Origin of the sequence: Streptomyces sp. NPDC048603, from assembly GCF_043199475.1 — a bacterium.
Classification (GTDB): domain Bacteria; phylum Actinomycetota; class Actinomycetes; order Streptomycetales; family Streptomycetaceae; genus Streptomyces.
Genome location: NZ_JBICVY010000001.1, coordinates 601096 through 619090, shown reverse-complemented (window position 1 = coordinate 619090; position 17995 = coordinate 601096). Strand labels below are relative to the sequence as shown.

The following is a 17995-nucleotide window of genomic DNA, read 5'->3' as shown; positions in this document are numbered from 1 at the left end:
GCTAAAAACCCCCCGCCGCGCGCTTTTAGCGCCGGTTTAAACCCCGTGCGCGCATGGGGTGCCCCCCCCGGGGGGGGGGGGGGGGGGGCCCGGCCCGCCGCCCCCCGCCGCCGCCCCGGACGCCCCGCCCCCGCCCACACCGCCGTACGTTCCCCCGGACGGCGCACCAGCGCGCGCCACAGCACCGTGCGCTCCATAGCGTGGCGCCGTGGAAACAGCCGAGGCACCCGCGCCCGCCGCCGTGCCGGTGGTACCGCTGATCCCGGGCCGGCCCAGAACGTGGACGCGGTCGCGGTCGCGGTCGCGGACGCGCAGCCGAACGTGAACGCCGGCGCGTATGCGTACGCCGCGACGCCCGCGGTGGGCTCCGTCCCGGGCCCGCCCGGCACGACCAGCGAGGAACGAAGCCATGGGAACCTCCCCCCGAGCACGCGCCGCCCGCCCGCTGGCCGTCGTCACCGGAGCCTCCAGCGGGATCGGGCTGGAACTGGCCCGGGAACTCGCCGGCCACGGCCACGACCTCGTCCTGGCGGCCGAGGACGACGCCCTGTACGAGGCCGCCGACCGGATCCGCCGACACGACACCCACGTCCACGTCCTCGCCGTCCAGGCCGACCTGGCCACGGAGGCCGGTGTCGAGGCGGTGTACGACGCCGCGTACGAAACCGTCCTGGTCCGCGACAATCCGGTCGCGGTGGCCGTGCTCAACGCCGGGATCGGCCACGCCGGAGCGTTCCTGGAGGCCGAGCCGGCCGACCACGCCCGGGTCATCGACCTCAACCTCTCCTCGACCGTCCACCTGGCGCGTCTGCTGCTGCCGGCCATGGTCGAACGGGGCGAGGGCCGGATGCTGATCACCAGCTCCGCCGCCGCCGACCTGCCCGGCCCCTTCCACGCCGTGCACAACGCCTCCCAGGCCTTCCTGAAGTCGTTCGCGCTGGGCCTGGGCCGCGAGCTGGAGAGCACGGGGGTCACCGTCACCACACTGCTGCCGGGCCTCACCGACACCCGTTTCTTCGTACGGGCCGGCCTGCTGGACACCCGCCTCGGGCGGTCCCGCAAGGCCGATCCGGCCGTCGTGGCCCGACAGGCCTGTGCCGCGCTGCTCGCCGACCGCCCACGGGCCGTGGCGGGACCGCGGAGCGCCCGGGTGAAGGCCCTCGCCGTCGGACTGCTGCCGGAACGCACCCGAGCCGGGGTCCACCGGTGGTGGGCCGAGCCCGGCGGTGGCCAGCGGGGCCTCTAAGCAGGGCCTGTCGTCACACTCCCGTCTGCCCCGCGCTCCGGGCGACGACGCGAGCTTGAGGACAGGCCCCGGCAGTGTCCGCCGGACGCCCCCGGAGCCGTCTTCCGCCCGGATCCGTCCGCAGCGAGGTGCGGTACCGGGCGCAGCGGGTCACGCTGATCAGTAAGAGGTGGCTCCGGGCCCGGCGCCACACCCCGACACCACAGCCCGGCACGACCCGGAAGAACAGCGGCCACGCCGTTCCGATCCGCCCGGACCAGGCGTGAACCCCCGCTCCACCGTGAGCGGGATCCCGAAAGGAGGCGTCCCGATGAGTGAGGTCGAAGCCCAGGGCGACGACGTCTACCAGCCGCAGGCGGAGGCAGAACGGGCCGAGTCGCAGCCGGACATGGAGAACGCCCTCGGTGAGCCGGGCCTCGACGAGACCTTGGACACCGGCTATTCGCCGCCCGACCGGCCGCTGGCGGTGGCCCGCTACGGCACCACGGCCTCGGAACAGCGGGCCGGTGAGACCCTCGACCAGCGTCTCGCCCAGGAGGAACCCGAACCGGACCCCCGTGACACACCCGACGGGGAGAAGGCCCCCGCCCCCGAGTCCCCGGCGGACACCGACCTCGAAGCCGCGGACCTCGCGGACTCGGACCGCGAGCCGGGCGGCCGCCGGGACGGCGAGGAGGTCTCCGACGAGGACGTCACCCGCGACCCCTTCGGCGACACCCCGACGGCGGGCCGGCTCCGGGCGGGCCGGCTGACCGCCGCCGACGAATCGGACCCGACCCGGCACATCTCCGTACTGGCCCACGACACCGGGATCGACGGGGGCGCGGCATCCGCCGAGGAAGCGGCCGTCCACGTGATCGAGGACTGGGCGATCGAGGAGTGATCCGCCGGTGCCCGCACACGAACCTTCCGCTGACCCCCGCGGGCACCCGCCCGGCGGGGGAGGGAAGCCGGAGCGAGCCGGAGCGCAGAGTGAGCAACGCGCGACAAGAGGAACAGGAGGTCGCCATGGAGGACCAGGGCGGTGCCGGCGGCGTGCCGCTGCACCACGGCGGGAGCGAAGAGGAGCGGCGCAGGCCGCACGTGACCGGACCCGGCACGGACGGCCGGTCCCGGAACGCCCCGGAGGGGGCGGACCGGCTCACCCGGGCAGCCGACACGGACGAGGCGAGCCGCCTCGACCGCCCGGAGCCTGGGGACGACGGGCACGGCGGGACCCGGTGGCGGGGCCCCCGGCACGGCTGACCGCGCCGGAAGACCGCGGGCGCCGGACCCCTCCGTCAGGACCGGGGCGACCGGGCCCGCACCGCCGTGACGGCGAGCGGGAACGTCAGGTGCCCCGGCTCGCGCATCGCGGACAGCGCATGGCCGATCTCCTTCTCCGTGAGGGCGCCGGTCTCCACCAGGCGCGGCCCCAGGGCGGTCAGGGTCAGGGACCACCACGCGGCCATGGGCGAGCCCGGGCGCACCGCCGGCAGCGTGACCTCGACGGAGATGTCCTCGAAGCCCAGCCGGTGCAGCACCTGGGGCACGCGCAGGCCCCACTCCGCCTCCATGCCGTACGAGGCGGAGAGGAGCTCGCACGACTCCTCCACGGAACGGCGGACCGGATCGCCCTCGGGCAGCCGGGCCGAAGGGAAGTGGGCGATCTCCTCCAGCAGCAGCGTCCCGCCGGGAGCCAGCCAGTCGCGCATCCGCTCCGCCACGCGCTCCCGCTGCGGGAGGTGCATCAGCACGCAGCGGGCGTGGATCAGGCCGAAGGAACCGCCGGGGAAGTGGTCCTCGACCACGTCGTGGCGGAGCACGCGGACCCGCGCCGGCAGGTTCGCCGGCAGATGGGTGGTGTCGAGGTCGGTGGCGGTGACCTGACCCTCGGGACAGAGCGTGGCGAGCCGGCCGGCGATCGTGCCGTTGCCGGCGCCGACCTCCAGGACCCGGGCGTCCGGGGCCGGGCCGGCGGCCTCCAGCCGCCGGAAGGTGTCGGGGTCGAGGGCGGCGGCCAGCGCGTCCAGCCGCGCCGCCTCGTCGGGGTTGGTGCGGCCGAGTTCGTCGGCGTAGTGGCTGTCGGCGGTCGGCGTCGGCACGTGGGAACTCCTGCTCCGGACGGGTGAGTAAGGGGCAATCCGACGTTACGCCCTGTCCCGTGGGAATCCTTCAGGCAAGCGGTCAACTCCGGCCGTCTTCCAACCGGTTTCGGTCATTCCGGCTCCACCGCCCGCCCCGCGCCCCCATCCGCGGCCCGCCGCCGCCCACCCCACCCGGCCCTCATGCCACCCCACTCACCCCACTCACCCCACCTGCGCAGCCGTCCCGCCCTGTCCCGTCCCGCTCAGCCGCGGAAGGAGCCCTCCCGTCCCGGCGAGGCCGCGGCCAGGGCGCGGGTGACCTCGGCGGCGCCCGCGCGCAGACCGAAGGCCGGGGTGCCTGGCTGCTGCCGCCAGGAGTCGTCCAGACCACCGGAGTCGACGCTGTCGAAGCCGAGTTCGTCGATCAGCGCACGGACCTTGTCCTTCGCCGTCGTGTCGTCGCCGGCCACCGGCAGGGCCAGCCGGTTCGGGTCACCCGGCGGGAGCGGCCGGTCCAGGAGGTCCTGGGCGTAGGTGCCGTTGAAGGCCTTGACCACCGGATGGCCGACCTGCTGCTCCGTCCAGCGGCTCTCGGTCAGGCCCTCGTCCTCGATGCCGGCGATCCGGCCGTCCCGTCGCTCCGGGTAGTAGTTGCAGGTGTCGATCACGACCAACCCCTCCGCGGCGCCGTCGAACAGCCCGTCCGGCAGGTCGGGAACGGCCCGTAACGGCACGGCCACCACGACCACCGAGGCGCCGCGCGCCGCCTCCGCGGCGGGCACGGCGGTGGCGCCGGTCGCCTCGGCCAGCGCCTTCAGTGTCTCCGGGCCGCGGGAGTTGGCCACGGCCACCTCGTGACCGAGGGCGCACAGCCGCCGGGTCAGGTTGCCCCCGATGTTGCCCGCACCGATGATTCCGATCTTCATGAGCCTTTGACCTCTCCTTCTCTCTGTCCGTCCCTGCTGTCTTTCCGTGAGCACTCTCTTTCCGACAGCACTGTCTTTCCGTCGGCGCTGTCTTTCCGTCAGCGCTCCGACAGCTCCGAGGGGGCCTCCTGCACGACCCAGCCGTTGCCGTCGGGGTCCTCGAAGGTGAGGAACGAGTTCCAGGTGTCGCCCTTCCCGTCCTCCCACCCCTTCTCCCCGACGTGCCGGACGGGGGAGACGTCCACCCCGCGCCCGGCCAGCTCCGCGCGGGCCGCCTCGATGTCGGTGACGCACAGCTGGAGACCGTGCAGCGTGCCCGGCGCCATCTGCCGTGTGCCCGGTGCCGGCGGCATCCCCTGGAGCATGGCGATGGAGCAGCGCGAGCCGGGAGGGGTCAGCTGGATGATGCGGACCCCGGGAGCGACCTCGTCGTCGAGGTCGACGGCGAAGCCGACCTGGTCGGCGTAGAAGGCCTTGGCCCGGTCCAGATCGGACACGGGGACCGGAATGACTTCGAGCGTCCAGTTCATGCCGTCCACCGTCGCCGACCCACGGTCCCCGCGCACGCGAAACGCCGAGATTCCACACCGCCGTGCCATGGCCGGAAACGGCTCAACCGTCACGGAAGCGCTCAACCCCGGAGCACCCGCCCGGGTCATCCCCCGCGAACCGGGCCGGCACGGGCCGCCCGGCAGGCGGCAGAGGGAGATCACCCATGGCAGGTCGTACGACGTCCGGGCGCACCCGCACGGTCCTCGCGCTCACCACGGCGGCCGCACTCGCGGTCACCGGACTCACCGCCCTCACCGGCACCGCGTACGCCGCCACCCCGGACGGCGGCGGCCACCGCGCCACCCAGCGGGCCCTGGAGGAGGAGGTCCGGTCCGGCGTACCCGGCGGGCTCGCGGTGGCCCGGCGCGGAGGACACACCTGGGCCGGCGCCGCCGGCCTGGGCGACCTGCGCACCGGCGAGGAAAGGAGTGCGGAGGACCGTTTCCGGGCTGGTTCCATCACCAAGACCTTCGTCGCGACGGTGCTGCTCCAACTGGAGGCGGAGGGCCGGCTCGGCCTCGACGACCCGGTGGAGCGCTGGCTCCCCGGCCTCGTCCGCGGCCGGGGGCACGACGGCCGGACGGTCACCGTCCGCCAGCTGCTCAACCACACCAGTGGCATCTTCAACTACACGGAGGACGAGGAGTTCGGCCGCCGGCTGCTCGGCCGCGGGTTCCTCCGGCACCGCTACGACACCTGGCGCCCCGAGCAGCTCGTCGCGGTGGCCATGGGGAACGAGCCGTACTTCGCGCCCGGCACCGGCTTCCACTACTCCAACACCAACTACATCCTCGCCGGCCTCGTCATCGAGAAGGCCACCGGCCACCCCTACGCCCAGGAGATCGAGCGGCGGATCCTGCGCCCGCTCCGCCTCGACGCCACCGAGTTCCCCGGCACCCGCAAGGACATGCCCGAGCCGTCCTCCCGGGCCTACTCCAAGCTGTCCGAGCCGGGCACGCCCCCGGACCCGGCCGGCCGCACCTACGACGTCACCCGCCTCAACCCCTCCTGGGGCGGCGCGGCCGGGGAGATCGTCACCGACGCCCGCGACCTGAACGACTTCTACCGGGCGCTGTTCTCGGGCCGCCTGCTCCCGCCCCGGCAGCTGCGGGCCATGACCGACACCGTCGCGGTCCCCGAGGTGCCCGGCGCCGGGTACGGGCTCGGCGTCATGCGCGTGAAGCTGTCCTGCGGCACGGAGGTCTGGGGCCACGACGGCGGCATCCACGGGTCCGGCTCCAGCGCCGTGACCACCCGCGACGCCCGCCACCAGCTGGCCCTGAACTTCAACGGGGACTGGGCCGGGGACCCGCGGGGCGTGACCGAGGCAGAGTTCTGCGGCCCGCGGGATTCGGGACGGTAGGCGCCACGCCCGCCACCTGGACGCCGTGAGGATGCGCCCCGCGCCGGGAAGGGCGCATCCTGGCTGTGTGACCGGGAGAGCGGCGTGACCGGGAGGCCGGATGACGGCGGACGGGTTCCGGACGATTTGGCCCTGGTGCTCGCCCAGGCCACGGTGGGCGCGATCGAGGCCGTCGGCGGCTACGCCGGCGGTGTCTACCTGCGCTCGGAGATCCCGGGACTGCTGCGGCTGGCCGCCATCGGCGGACTTCCCGTGCCGCTGTTCCGCCCCTGGTGGCGGATGCACGTCAACCGTCCGTACCCGGCCGCCGAGGCGTACCGCAGCGGGCAGGCCGTCCTCCTCGCCAACGCCGACGAGGCGATGCGCCGCTACCCCCAGCTCATGGCCGGCCTGCCCTTCCGGTTCGGCTCCCTCTACGTGCCCGTCTCCGCCGGACCCGAGCGGCTCGGCGTCCTGATGGTGCTGCGCGCCGCCACGCCCGGGGCCGTCGTCAACAGCACCGACCGCCGCCGCATCGGCGAGGCCGCGCGCGACCTGGGCGGCCGGCTGGCCGCGGTCGCCGCGGCCGGCACGCCCGTCGTCTGGGAGGGCGAGCCGGCCGGGGTCAGCCTTCCCTCCCACGCGACCACGCCGCTGCGCACCGGCCACCTCCACTGGGACCTCGACACCGGCCTGATCACCCCCGACGACGACCTCTGCGTCATCGCCGGGCTGGATCCCGCGGACTTCCCGGCCGGCCTGGACGAGTTCACCCGCAGCTGGCTGCCCGAGGACCGCAACGGCCTGTGGGTGGTCGCCCGGGAGCTGGCCGACCCGGGCGGCCCGCCGGCCCGGCGCCTGGCCATGCACGCGCGCGACGGCCGGCGGCTCATCCTGAACCTCGAAGCCCTGCCCGCGGACACAGGCGGTACAGGCGGTCCGGGTGCCACAGGCGGCGGCGCGCGCAGCCGGCCCCTGTCCGGCCTGGTCCTGGACCTCGGCCGGGGCCCCCTCACCGACCAGGCCGCCGACCGGCTGCCCCAGGCCCTGCTGTCCCTGGACCGGCTCGGCCGGGTCACCTACGCCAACGACGGGGTCCCGGCGCTCCTCGGCCACACCCGCGCCGAGCTGTCCGGCCGGGTGCTGTGGGAGGCCATGCCCTGGCTCGGGCACCCCGCGTACGAGGACTACTTCCGCGCCGTCATGATGGGCACCGACTCCGTCCAGTTCATGGCCCGCCGCTCCCCGAAGGAGTGGTTCTCGGTCTTCCTGCACTCCGGTCCCGGTGGCCTCACCGTCGCCGTCACCGCAGAGGAGCACCCGGCCTACGCTCCCGGCTCACTGGTCCGCCCCGGCGCCGGGCCGGGCTCCCCGGCCGACCGGGCGGGGGCCCTCTACCGCCCGGTGGCCCTCGCCATCGCCCTCACCGAGGCCATCACCGCGCGCCAGGTGTCGGCCGTGGTGACGGACGAGCTGCTGCCCGCCTTCGGCGGCCGCCAGCTCGCCATCTACCTGCTGAACGAACGGCACCTCTACCTCGCCTGGGAGACCGGCTTCCCCAAGGGCTTCCTCGACCCCTTCGACGGAGTCTCCCTGGAGGTCCGGCTGCCCGGCGTGGAGACCCTCACCTCCGGCCGTCCCATCTTCTTCGAGTCCATGGAACACCTCGCCGCCGCCTATCCGGGCATCCCGCTCGACGCCAGCGTCGGCGCCCGCGCCTTCCTGCCGCTCATCGCCTCCGGACGGCCGGTCGGCTCCTGCATCCTCGGCTTCGACCGGCCCCGCGGCTTCAGCCCGGAGGAACGGACCGTGCTCACCGCCCTCGCCGGGCTCATCGCCCAGGCCCTCGACCGCGCACAGCGCTACGAATCGGAGGCCGCGGTCGCCCGCGGACTGCAGGACGCGCTGCTCCCGCGCCACCTGCCCGTCGTCGACGAGGTGGAAACCATCGGCCGCTACCTGCCCGGCACCGCCGGTATGGACATCGGCGGCGACTGGTACGACGTCATCGAAACCGGCCCGGGCGGACTCGCCGTGGTCATCGGGGACGTCCAGGGACACGGGATCCCCGCCGCCTCCACCATGGGCCAGCTGCGCAGCGCCGTACGGGCGTTCGCGCTCAGCGGCAACGCCCCCGACGAGGTGGTCGGCGGCACCAACCGGCTCCTGATCGACCTCGACCCCGGCCAGTTCGCCAGCTGCTGCTACATCCTCCTCGACCCGGGCAGCGGAGCCGCCCGGGCCGTGCGCGCCGGACACCCGCAGCCCCTTCTGCGGCACCCGGACGGGCGGGCCGAGGTCCTCGACCTGCCGGGCGGAGTCGTCCTCGGCGTCGACGGCGAGGCCACCTACCCCGTCACCGAACTGGTCCTCGAACCGGGCGCCGTCCTCGCCCTCTACACCGACGGTCTCGTGGAAGTACCCGGCACCGACATCGACGTGGGCATCGAACGGCTGCGGGCCCTGCTCGCCGAGGCCGGCGGGGGCAGCCTGGCCGAGACCGCCGACCGGCTCGTCCGCGAGGCCGGCGAGTCCGCGGACCGGCCCGACGACGTCGCCCTGCTGCTGGCCGCGCGCCACGCGCCGGAGTGGAGGCAGGCATCGTGACCTTCGTCCCCGGCTTCGGTGAACTCCACGGCCCCCTCGACGTGTCCAGAGCGGCCATGGCGGTCCTCGACGGCCAGGGCCGGGTGGTGGGCTGGAGCCCGGCCGCCGCGGAACTCCTGGGCCACCCGGCCGACGAGGTCCTCGGGCGCCCCTTCGCCGATCTGGCCGCCGACCCGGGCCACCCGGCCACCGACCCGGGGCACCCCGCCGACGGCACGGCCGACATCTACGACATCGCCGTACGGGAGATGCGGCCGGGCCTGCGGCGCGCGCTGCGCCTGCGGCGCTGCGACGGAGGCGTCCTGCGCACCGCCGTCGCCGTGCTCAGCCTGTCCCCGGCCCACGGGCGCGAATTCGCCGGCCCGCCCGCCGAGGACCTCTGGGGCGCCGCCCCGGACCGGCCGGAACGCCTGCTCGCCATGGCCGACGCCGCCGAGGCCGAGCAGTGGGACGCCCTGCAGTCGATGCTGCGCGGCCTGGCCACCCAGTCGCCCGTCGGCCTGGCCATCTACGACACCCACATGCGCGTGGTGTGGACGAACCTCGCCCTCGTCGACGAGATGGGACCCTCCCAGTACGTCGGCGTCGGCCCCGACGACATGGTGACCCACGGCACCGTCCTGACGCCCGGGGCACCCGGCACCCTTGAGGAGGTCATGGACGGGGTCCTCCGCACCGGCGAGCCCGTCATCGAACTCCACTACCGCGGCCGCCCGCCCTCCGACCCGGACCGCGACTACGTCTGGTCCTGCTCCTACTACCGGCTCCAGGACCCGGCCGGCGCCCCGCTGGGCGTCTGTGAGGAGACCGTCGACATCACCGACCGCTACCTCGCCCAGCAGCGCCTCGACCTGCTGGTCCGGGCCGGGAGCGGGGTGGGCACGACCCTCGACATGGCCCGCACCGCCCGGGAGTTCGCCGCCGTCACCACCCCGCACTTCGCCGACTCCGTCACCGTGGACCTCCTGGACACCGTGCTCGACGGCGACCGCCCCACACCCGGCACCTCCTACGACGACCGCCTCGTACGGATCTGGCCCCCCGGCCGGCGCCCCGTACTGCATCCGCCCTCGTCCGCGGAGGCCCGCGCCCTGGCCTCCGTACGGCCCGTCCGGGAAGGCGCCGTGCTGGCCGTACCGCTGCGCGCCGAGTGCACCGGCCTGGGCGTGGTGTCGTTCGCCTGGGAGGACCGCGGCACCCCGTTCGACCCCGGTGAACTGGCCGTGGCCGACGAGCTCGTGGCCCGGCTCGCGGTGTGCATCGACAACGCCCGCCGCTACGTCCGCGAGCACGCCGCCGCCCTGATGCTGCAGCGCAGCCTGCTGCCCCGGCTGCTGCCGCAGCTGTCCGCCGTGGAACTCGCCTACCGCTACCTGCCCGCCGACAGCAGCGCGGGAGTCGGCGGCGACTGGTTCGACGTGATCGCCCTGTCCGGCAGCCGCGTCGCGCTGGTCGTCGGCGACGTGGTCGGGCACGGCCTGGGCGCCGCCGCCACCATGGGCCGGCTGCGCACCAGCGTGCGCGTACTGGCCCGGATGGACCTCGCCCCCGACGAACTCCTCTCCCGGCTCGACGACCTGGTCACCCAGGGCACCAACGAACGGGCCGCGGTCCGTATCGAGGGCGAGGAGCACCCCGAGGACGAAGCCCTCGGCGTGACCTGCCTGTACGCCGTCTACGACCCGGTCTCCGGGACCTGCACGATGGCCCGGGCCGGGCACCCGCTGCCCGCCGTCGTCGACCCCGACGACGGCACCGTGACCTTCCCCGAGCTGCCGCCCGGCCCGCCGCTGGGCCTGGGCGGGCTGCCCTTCGAGTCCGCCGATTTCACCCTCCGGCCGGGCAGCCTGCTCGCCCTCTTCACCGACGGGCTGGTACGGGCCCGCGACCGGGACCTGGACGAGCAGCTGGACGCCCTGCGCACCGCGCTGACCGGGACCGGCCCCGGCCGGTCCCTGGACGACCTGTGCGACGAGGCCGTCGAGGCGGTGCTGCCGGCCGGTCCGGCGGGGGACGACGCGGCCCTGCTGCTGGTCCGCACCCGCGTCCTGGGCAGGCACCAGGTGGCCGAGTGGGAGCTCAGCGAGGACCTCCAGGCCGTCGGCAGGGCCCGGGCGGCGGCCGCCGCCCAGGTCCGTGCCTGGGGACTGGACGAACTGGTCTTCACCACCGAACTCGTGGTGAGCGAACTGGTCACCAACGCCATCCGGCACGCGGCGCCCGGACCGATGCACCTGCGCCTGATCCGCGACCAGACACTGATCTGCGAGGTGTCCGACAGCGGCCACACCACCCCGCACATGCGCACCGCGGCGGGCGACGACGAGGGCGGCCGGGGCCTGTTCCTGGTGGCGCAGACCACCCAGCAGTGGGGCACCCGCTACACCGCCGCCGGCAAGACCATCTGGGCGGAACAGGCGCTGCACCCGGAGAAGCACCCGACGTCCGAGGTGCAGCCGGACTGAGGCGCGGCCATGCCGGGGACGAGGCCGTGTTTATCGCCCCGGCGCCGCACCCACCTCCCACCGGGTGACGGCGCCGCTCTCCAGGGCGACGTAGAGGGTGCCGTCGGGGCCGAAGACCAGGCCGTGGGGCTCGCAGCCGGGGTCCGGGAGGGGGACCTCGGTGATCCGTCCGTCGGGGGTGACCCGGCCGATCCGGCCGGTGGCCCATTCGGTGAACCAGCAGGACCCGTCCGGTGCCACCGCCACGGCGTGCGGCCGGCACCGCGGGTCCGGCAGCGGGTACTCGGTGACCTCGCCTCCGGTGTCCATCCGCCCGATCACGCCCGTGCCGATCCCGGCGAACCACAGGGTGCCGTCCGGCGCCGCCGCGAGCCCGACCGGGGCCGTCCCGGGCACAGGCAGCGGGTACAGCCGGACCTCGCCGGACACGGTGATCCTGGCCAGGGCGTCCGCCTGGTTGAGCGTGCACCACAGGGCGCCGTCGGCGCCGGCCGTGATGAAGGAGGGGAAGGCGCCCTCGCAGGGAAGTTCGTACTCGGTCAGGTCGCCGTCCACGGTGATCCGGCCGATCCGGTCGGTGTGCATCTGGGTGAACCAGAGCGCGCCGTCCGGCCCGGCCGTGATCCCGTACGGTCCGGACCCCGGGCCGGGCAGGTCGTACGCACGCGACCGGCCGTCGGTGGTGATGCGGCCGATCCGGTGGTCCCGGTTCCGGGTGAACCACAGGGCGCCGTCGGGGCCGGGGGCGATCAGGGACGGCCCGCAGCCGGGGGAGTCCTGCGCGAACTCGTCGAGGTGTCCGTCGGGGGAGAGGCGGGCGATGCGTCCGGCGTGCACCAGGGTGCACCAGAGGTTGCCGTCGGGTCCGGCGGCCAGGGCGTACGGGCCCGCCCCGGGGGTGAGGACGGGGTACGTGTGGAGCAGGCGCGGGGCGGTGGTGTTCGTCAAGCGGAGTCCTTCGTGGAGAGGTGCGGTGAACGGAGGGGCTATGCCGCGACGGCGACCCGCTCCGGGGCGTGCAGGACGAGCCGGTCGCCCTGCCAGCGGTCGCACAGCCGGCGGTCGTGGCTGACGACGACCACGGCGCCCGCGAACGAGGCCAGGGCCGCTTCCAGCTCCTCGGCCAGTGCGGGGGAGAGGTGGTTGGTCGGCTCGTCCAGCAGCAGTACGTCAGTGCCGCCCGGTTCGGTGACCAGCCGGGCCAGGGCCAGCCGCTGCCGCTGGCCGGCCGACAGGGTGCCGACCGCGGCGGTGAGCTGTTCCGGGGCGAACAGGCCGAGCGACAGCAGCTGTTCGGCGTGCTCCCCGGGCGTGCCGGGGCGGCCCTCGGCGAAGGCGGCGAGGAGCGTCCGACCGGGCGGTCCCGCGTGGGTCCGCTGGGCCAGCAGGCCGGTCCGGCCCCGCCGTACGACCTGCCCCCGGTCGGGGGTGACGGTGCCGGCGAGGACACCGATCAGGGTGCTCTTGCCCGCGCCGTTCGGGCCGGTGACCAGGAGCCGGCCGCCGGCCGGGACGGCCAGGCCCAGCGGCGCGAGCCGCTCCTCCACCGCCACGCCGTCCGCCGCGAGCACCACGCGGTCCGCGGCGCCGTCTCCGGCGGTGCGGGGCACGGCGGTGAAGCGCAGGGGCTCGGCGGGGGCGGGCACCGGCCGGGCCAGCAGCCGTCCCAGCCGCTCCTCGGCGTTGCGCACCCGGCTCGCCAGGGACTGCTGCACCCGGCCGGCCGCCCGGTCGTAGGCCATCTTGTTGCCGTCCTTCATCGCCCGGCCGGGGGCCACTCGGCGGGCGGTGACGGCCGCGGACTCGCGCAGCCGGTCCACCTCCGCGCTCCACTCGGCGTGGGCCTGGGCGCGGCGCTGCCGGTCGGCGGCGCGCCCGGCGAGGTAGCCGGCGTACCCGTTGCCGTAGCGCACCGTCCGGTGCAGGTCGCCGTCGACCTCCAGCAGGGAGGTGGCGACGCGTTCGAGGAACTCCCGGTCGTGGGAGACGGCGACGGTGATGCCGCGGCGGGCGCGCAGGTGCTCCTCCAGCCAGGCCAGGGCGGCGCCGTCGAGGTGGTTGGTGGGCTCGTCGAGCAGCAGCACCCCGGGCGCGGAGGCCAGCAGCGCGGCCAGCCGGAGCCGGACCTGCTCGCCGCCGGAGAGCCCGCCGACGGTGCGGTCACGGGGCAGGACGGGCAGTCCGAGGCCGTGCAGGGCGCGTTCGACCCGGGCGTCGGCCTCGTAGCCGCCGCGCAGTTCGAAGGCGGTGAGCAGGTCGGCGTAGGAGTCGAGCACCTCGGTCGTGGTGTCGCCGTCCGCCATCCGGGCCTCGAACCGGCGCATCCGGTCTTCCATGGCCCGGAGTTCGGCGAGGGAGCGGTCGACGACCTGCTGCACGGTCAGGTGGGCGGGGAGGTGCTCCTCCTGGGCGAGGTACCCGATGCCGGCGTCGGTGCGGACGGTGACCGTGCCCCGGTCGGGGCGTTCGGCCCCGGCGAGCAGCCGGAGCAGGGTGGACTTTCCGGAGCCGTTCTCGCCGACGATGCCGAGGCGGGTGCCGTCGGTGACGGAGCAGTCGACCGAGTCGAGGACGAGCCGGCCGTCGTAGGACTTGGTGAGGTCAAGCGCGGTGAGCTGTGCGGTCATGGAGCGGCTCCAGGGGTTCGTGCGGGGGCGCGGCGGGGGAGGGGCAGGGGAGCGTCAGGTGAACCATCGGAACCATCGGAGGACTCCTTAAAGAGACGAATGTTGCGTTAAGATCGTTCCATGGATGTCAGCGCACACGCAAGCGACGATTCCGGCCAGGCGAACCCATCCGAACCGGCCACGCCGAGGCGGCGGACGGGCGGCCGGAGCGCCCGTGTCCGGACCCAGGTCCTGGAGGCGGTGGGCGATCTGCTGGTGGCGGGCGGGTACGACGCCCTGACCGTCGACGCGGTCGCCGAACGTGCCGGTGTGCACCGGACCACGGTCTACCGGCGGTGGCGGGACGTCGGCGGACTGCTGGCGGAGGTGCTCGACGCCGCGTCCGACGACACGTGGAGCCCGCCCGACACGGGATCACTGGAGGGCGACCTGACCGCCCTCAACCAGGAGGTGTACGAGGCCCTGGCGGGCGGCGGCCCGAACCTGACCACGGCGCTGATCGCCGCGGGGTTCCGCTCGGCCGAGGCGGCCGAGGCCCTGTCCCGCTTCTGGGAGGGCCGCTACGAGCGCTGCGCGGTGGTCGTCTCCCGCGCCCGGGAGCGGGGCGACCTGCCGGGCCCGGCCGACGCCCGCGCGCTTCTGGTCGCGGCGACCGCGCCGCTGTACCACGAGCTGCTGCTCCTGAGGGCCGCCCCGGATCCGGCCCTGCCCCGCCGGGCGGCCGGGGCTGCCGCGGCGGCGGGGCGGGCGGGCGCGTTCAGCGCGCCCGGTGCTCCGACAGGCGCTCCTTCTCGGCCTTGAGCTTGCGCCACACGGCGCCGAGCGCCGCGATGTCCCCGTCGTCGAGGAGGTCGGTGAAGACCGGCGCCAGGACCTCGCGGCGGGTGGCGTCGGCCTGCTCGAAGGCCCGCCGGCCCGCCTCGGTCAGCGAGACCTCGACCGAGCGGGCGTCGCGCGCCGAGGGGGTGCGGGTGACCAGGCCGCGGCCCTGGAGGGCGTCCACCACCCGGGAGACCTGGCTGCGGCTGAGCATGGTGCTGTTCCCCAGGACCGAGGCGGGCACCGGATCGGGGCTGGAGGCCAGCCACAGCATGACCTCGAACCAGGACACGGGCAGGTCGTGTTCCTTGGTGAGGGCGCGGTCGACCCGCTCCGTGAGGACCGTGCCGGCCCAGACCAGCCCGTAGAAGGCGTAATCGGCGTCAGGCATCTCGGCCTGGGTGAGCTTCTTCGGCATGGATCGAGTGTAGATGTTGCGTGTGCGCGCACATAAATTTATAGTGTGTGTGCACGCACATAAATGCGGGGCGTCCGGACGGAGCCCCGAAACCGGAACCGAAAGGCACCACCATGTCGGCCACCCCCCACAGCAACCGGAAGACCGTCCTGATCACCGGCACCTCCTCCGGCATCGGTCTCGCCGCCGCGGTCGCCGCGGCCGGCGCCGGCTGGCGTACGGTCGCCACCCTGCGCGACCCCGCCCGCGCCGGCGCGCTCCGCAAGGCCGCGGCCGAGGCGGGCGTCGAGCTCGACATCCGGCAGCTGGACGTGACCGACGAGGCGTCCGTCGCCGCCGCAGTGGACGGCGTGATCGCCGACTACGGCCGCCTGGACGCCGTGGTCAACAACGCGGGCGCCGGGCACGTCGGCACCCTGGAGAACGAGCCCGTCTCCGAGGTCCGCACGGTCATGGAGGTCAACTTCTTCGGCGTCCTGAACGTCTCCAAGGCCGCGATGCCGCACCTGCGCGCGAGCGGGGGCCGCCTGATCACCGTCACCAGCGTGGGCGGCGTCATCGGCCAGCCGTTCAACGAGGCGTACTGCGCCGCGAAGTTCGCCGTCGAGGGCTACATGGAGAGCCTCGCCCCGGTCGCCCGCACCCTCGGCGTGAGCGTGTCCGTCGTCGAACCCGGCGCCGTCGCCACCGAGTTCGTCACCAACATCGGCCTCGACCTGGAGGCGGAGATCGCCGCCGCGGGCCCCTACTCCGACGCGCTGCGCCACTACATCGAGCGCACCGTCGGCCAGTTCATGGACGGCGCCCAGACCCCGGCCGGTGCCGCCGAGTCCGTGATGGAGGCCCTCACCGCCGAGACCCCCGCGTTCCGCATCCAGACCTCGGACTGGGCCCGTGCCTTCACCGGCACCAAGCTGGCCGACCGGGACGGCTCGGCGGTCCAGGCCATGACCTCGACCTGGGTGTCCTGACCTCCCGCGGCCGATCCGGCCCGCGGTTCAGCGAAACGCGGCGACGTTCTCCAGGGCCCACTCCCGGAACGGGCGAGCCGGTGCTCCGGTCACCCGGGACACCGTGTCGCGCACCAGCAGGATCTCCTCGTTCATGTCGCCGCCCGACGCGATGTCCGCCGGCCGGTTGTCAGAGCCGTGTGCCAGAGTCGGGACATGCTCGAGATCGTGGTGATGACGGAGAAGCAGGAGCGGTACGTCCGCGTGTCCGCCGGGGAGCTGGCCGGGCTGGTGCGGCGGATCGGTGGTGAGGGCGACCGGTTCCTGGTGGTCCAGCGGGTGCCGGACCTGCCGGACGTCTTCATACAGGTGTGGCACCAGACCGGTGGCGACTACACACTGGAGCACCGGGACGGGGCTGCCGGCCGGCAGTTCCAGGCGGTGCTCGGCGCGCCCGAGGCCGTGATCGAGGCGATGGGCGGCTGGGCCCGGCAGGAGCCGGGCTGGGACGCGGGCCATTCCTGGGCGCGGCCGGCCACGGTGCCCGTCCGCGAGGTGCCGCCGCTCGAACTCGACGAGGAGGAGCGGGAGGAGCTGGAGGAGCACGTCCGCCAGGTCCTGACAGGCGGCTACGCCTCCCGTGCCGAGCTGGCCGAGATCGCCGAGGACTACCTGGTCAGCGGGGACCACCGGCCCGTCTCCGGCGAGCAGGCCCGGCAGCTGGTCGACCGCATGTGGCGGGAGCGCGTAGCCGAACAGGCCGACTGGCGCGGCGAGACGGACCCCGAGCGGCTCACCCGCGCCTTCGCAGTCCTGGAGGAGGCCGGCATCACCGCCCGCGAGAACTTCACGTGCTGCCGCAGCTGCGGCCAGTCCGAGATCGGCGGCGAAGCCGAGCCGGACTCCCGCGGCTTCGTCTACTTCCACACCCAGTGCACGGACTCCGCCGCGGCCGGCCACGGACTGATGCTCTACTACGGCGGCTTCGACGACTCCTCCGAGACCACCGTCGCCGTCGGCCGCGAGGTCGTGGCCGCCCTCGCGGCAGCCGGTCTCCGCACCGACTGGGACGGCAACCCCGGCCGCGCGATCACCGTCACCCCACTGGACTGGCGCCGCCGCCTGGTCGGCTAGGGCCTGTCGTCAAACTCGCGTCTGCCCCGCGGCGCCTGGCACGCACTCTCGCCGCACCGGGCGAGAGCCCGAGTACGTCCAGTACGGGGGCTCCCGCCCGGCACGCCGAGAGCACGCACCAGACGCCGTGGGGCCGCCCTCCGGGCGACGACGCGAGTTTGACGACAGGCCCTAGTGCTGTGACCGGCGGATCACGCCCCGGGCCGCGGGCTCCCGCCCGGGGCGGTACGTCCAGGGCGCCGTCCCCTTACTGGCGTACGGAGATCAGCCGCGGGCGGTCGGCGCGGTGTCGGCGAATTGGACGTATTCGATCACGGCACCGCCGGGGTGGCGCACCGTCAGATTGCGTCCGGTGGGCACCTCGTTGGGTCCGCTGAGCACCTCACCGCCGAGCTTCCCGGTGAGTTCCAGCACCTCTTCGACCGAGCTGACGATCGTGGTGGCCTGGACGTTCCTGAAGGGGGCGAGGTCCGCCTCGGTCCCGGCGACCAGCAGATAGCCGCCGACGCTCGCCAGCTCCAGTCCGCGGTAGGGGAATCGGAGGGAGGGTTCCTGGCCGGTCAGCGCGGTGAAGGTCGGCAGCGCGGTGTCCAGGTCGTCGACGTAGACGCGGGCGAGGGTGGCGAGTACCGGCACGGTGTCCTCCAGAACAAGGTGTGCATACCTGATCGTCGAACTGGTGATCATGCTAGCGGCGGGGGCGGGGGTACGGCAGAGTCGCCCGCCGGGGGGCTGCCCCGCGACTGGAGGATTCGCGTCCAGATGATCAAGTGGAGTCCCTTGCAAGGGAGTTCGGGGTAAGCCAGGCTCTTCCCGGGGGGAGTTACGTATAACGGCACGGAG

General features: G+C 74.4%; 16 protein-coding genes. 9 read left to right on the top strand and 7 right to left on the bottom strand.

Going from position 1 to position 17995, the window contains the following annotated elements; translation table 11 throughout:
* Positions 1–409: 409 nt before the first annotated feature.
* The 3 genes from ACGFQ9_RS02995 to ACGFQ9_RS02985 all read left to right on the top strand — a co-directional run bounded on the left by ACGFQ9_RS02995 (position 410) and on the right by ACGFQ9_RS02985 (position 2491).
* The gene (locus ACGFQ9_RS02995; RefSeq protein WP_393570518.1) at positions 410–1246 is read left to right on the top strand and encodes an SDR family NAD(P)-dependent oxidoreductase; all 837 of its coding nucleotides are present in this window, start codon (positions 410–412) and stop codon (positions 1244–1246) included.
* Positions 1247–1556: 310 nt separating this feature from the next.
* Positions 1557–2129, top strand: coding sequence for a DUF5709 domain-containing protein (locus tag ACGFQ9_RS02990; protein ID WP_393570516.1), 573 nt, complete (start codon positions 1557–1559; stop codon positions 2127–2129).
* Between the two features lie 89 nt (positions 2130–2218).
* Positions 2219–2491, top strand: coding sequence for a hypothetical protein (locus ACGFQ9_RS02985; protein ID WP_393570514.1), 273 nt, complete (start codon positions 2219–2221; stop codon positions 2489–2491).
* A 35-nt stretch (positions 2492–2526) separates the two neighbouring features.
* Here the strand turns inward: ACGFQ9_RS02985 and ACGFQ9_RS02980 are convergent, their stop codons facing one another.
* The 3 genes from ACGFQ9_RS02980 to ACGFQ9_RS02970 form a co-directional block, all read right to left on the bottom strand.
* Positions 2527–3330: a class I SAM-dependent methyltransferase gene (locus ACGFQ9_RS02980; RefSeq protein WP_393570512.1), complete on the bottom strand. Its 804-nt coding sequence runs from the start codon at positions 3328–3330 to the stop codon at positions 2527–2529.
* Between the two features lie 245 nt (positions 3331–3575).
* Positions 3576–4292 (bottom strand): NADPH-dependent F420 reductase, encoded by a 717-nt coding sequence (locus tag ACGFQ9_RS02975; RefSeq protein WP_393570510.1) that lies wholly within the window; start codon positions 4290–4292, stop codon positions 3576–3578.
* 44 nt (positions 4293–4336) lie between these two features.
* Positions 4337–4768 carry a VOC family protein gene (locus tag ACGFQ9_RS02970; RefSeq protein ID WP_393570508.1) on the bottom strand — a complete coding sequence of 144 codons (432 nt, stop codon included), beginning with the start codon at positions 4766–4768 and terminating at the stop codon, positions 4337–4339.
* A 185-nt stretch (positions 4769–4953) separates the two neighbouring features.
* Between ACGFQ9_RS02970 and ACGFQ9_RS02965 the strand changes: the two genes are divergently transcribed.
* The 3 genes from ACGFQ9_RS02965 (at position 4954) to ACGFQ9_RS02955 (ending at position 11204) form a co-directional block, all read left to right on the top strand.
* On the top strand, positions 4954–6153 hold the full coding sequence (locus ACGFQ9_RS02965) for a serine hydrolase domain-containing protein (protein ID WP_393570506.1): 1200 nt from the start codon (positions 4954–4956) through the stop codon (positions 6151–6153).
* 84 nt (positions 6154–6237) lie between these two features.
* Positions 6238–8739 (top strand): SpoIIE family protein phosphatase, encoded by a 2502-nt coding sequence (locus ACGFQ9_RS02960; protein ID WP_393570504.1) that lies wholly within the window; start codon positions 6238–6240, stop codon positions 8737–8739.
* Positions 8736–11204, top strand: a complete 2469-nt coding sequence (locus ACGFQ9_RS02955; protein ID WP_393570502.1) for a SpoIIE family protein phosphatase — start codon at positions 8736–8738, stop codon at positions 11202–11204. The genes ACGFQ9_RS02960 and ACGFQ9_RS02955 overlap by 4 nt, the downstream gene beginning before the upstream one ends.
* A gap of 30 nt (positions 11205–11234) precedes the next feature.
* On the opposite strand, the gene ACGFQ9_RS02950 is transcribed toward ACGFQ9_RS02955, so the two are convergent.
* Positions 11235–12152: a virginiamycin B lyase gene (locus ACGFQ9_RS02950; protein ID WP_393570500.1), complete on the bottom strand. Its 918-nt coding sequence runs from the start codon at positions 12150–12152 to the stop codon at positions 11235–11237.
* A 38-nt stretch (positions 12153–12190) separates the two neighbouring features.
* Entirely contained in the window at positions 12191–13831 is a 1641-nt protein-coding gene (locus ACGFQ9_RS02945; protein ID WP_393570498.1) for an ABC-F family ATP-binding cassette domain-containing protein, read from the bottom strand.
* A 120-nt stretch (positions 13832–13951) separates the two neighbouring features.
* Between ACGFQ9_RS02945 and ACGFQ9_RS02940 the strand changes: the two genes are divergently transcribed.
* Positions 13952–14632: a TetR/AcrR family transcriptional regulator gene (locus tag ACGFQ9_RS02940; RefSeq protein WP_393570496.1), complete on the top strand. Its 681-nt coding sequence runs from the start codon at positions 13952–13954 to the stop codon at positions 14630–14632.
* On the opposite strand, the gene ACGFQ9_RS02935 is transcribed toward ACGFQ9_RS02940, so the two are convergent.
* On the bottom strand, positions 14589–15068 hold the full coding sequence (locus ACGFQ9_RS02935) for a MarR family winged helix-turn-helix transcriptional regulator (protein ID WP_393570494.1): 480 nt from the start codon (positions 15066–15068) through the stop codon (positions 14589–14591). The genes ACGFQ9_RS02940 and ACGFQ9_RS02935 overlap by 44 nt on opposite strands.
* Positions 15069–15181: 113 nt before the next feature.
* Here ACGFQ9_RS02935 and ACGFQ9_RS02930 point away from each other — a divergent pair, with 113 nt between their 5' ends.
* Together ACGFQ9_RS02930 and ACGFQ9_RS02925 are read left to right on the top strand one after the other, a co-directional pair.
* Entirely contained in the window at positions 15182–16039 is an 858-nt protein-coding gene (locus tag ACGFQ9_RS02930) for an SDR family NAD(P)-dependent oxidoreductase (protein ID WP_393570492.1), read from the top strand.
* A gap of 195 nt (positions 16040–16234) precedes the next feature.
* Positions 16235–17152, top strand: coding sequence for a DUF6891 domain-containing protein (locus ACGFQ9_RS02925; protein WP_393570490.1), 918 nt, complete (start codon positions 16235–16237; stop codon positions 17150–17152).
* A gap of 264 nt (positions 17153–17416) precedes the next feature.
* On the opposite strand, the gene ACGFQ9_RS02920 is transcribed toward ACGFQ9_RS02925, so the two are convergent.
* Positions 17417–17788 (bottom strand): hypothetical protein, encoded by a 372-nt coding sequence (locus ACGFQ9_RS02920; RefSeq protein WP_393570488.1) that lies wholly within the window; start codon positions 17786–17788, stop codon positions 17417–17419.
* Between the last annotated feature and the right edge of the window lie 207 nt (positions 17789–17995).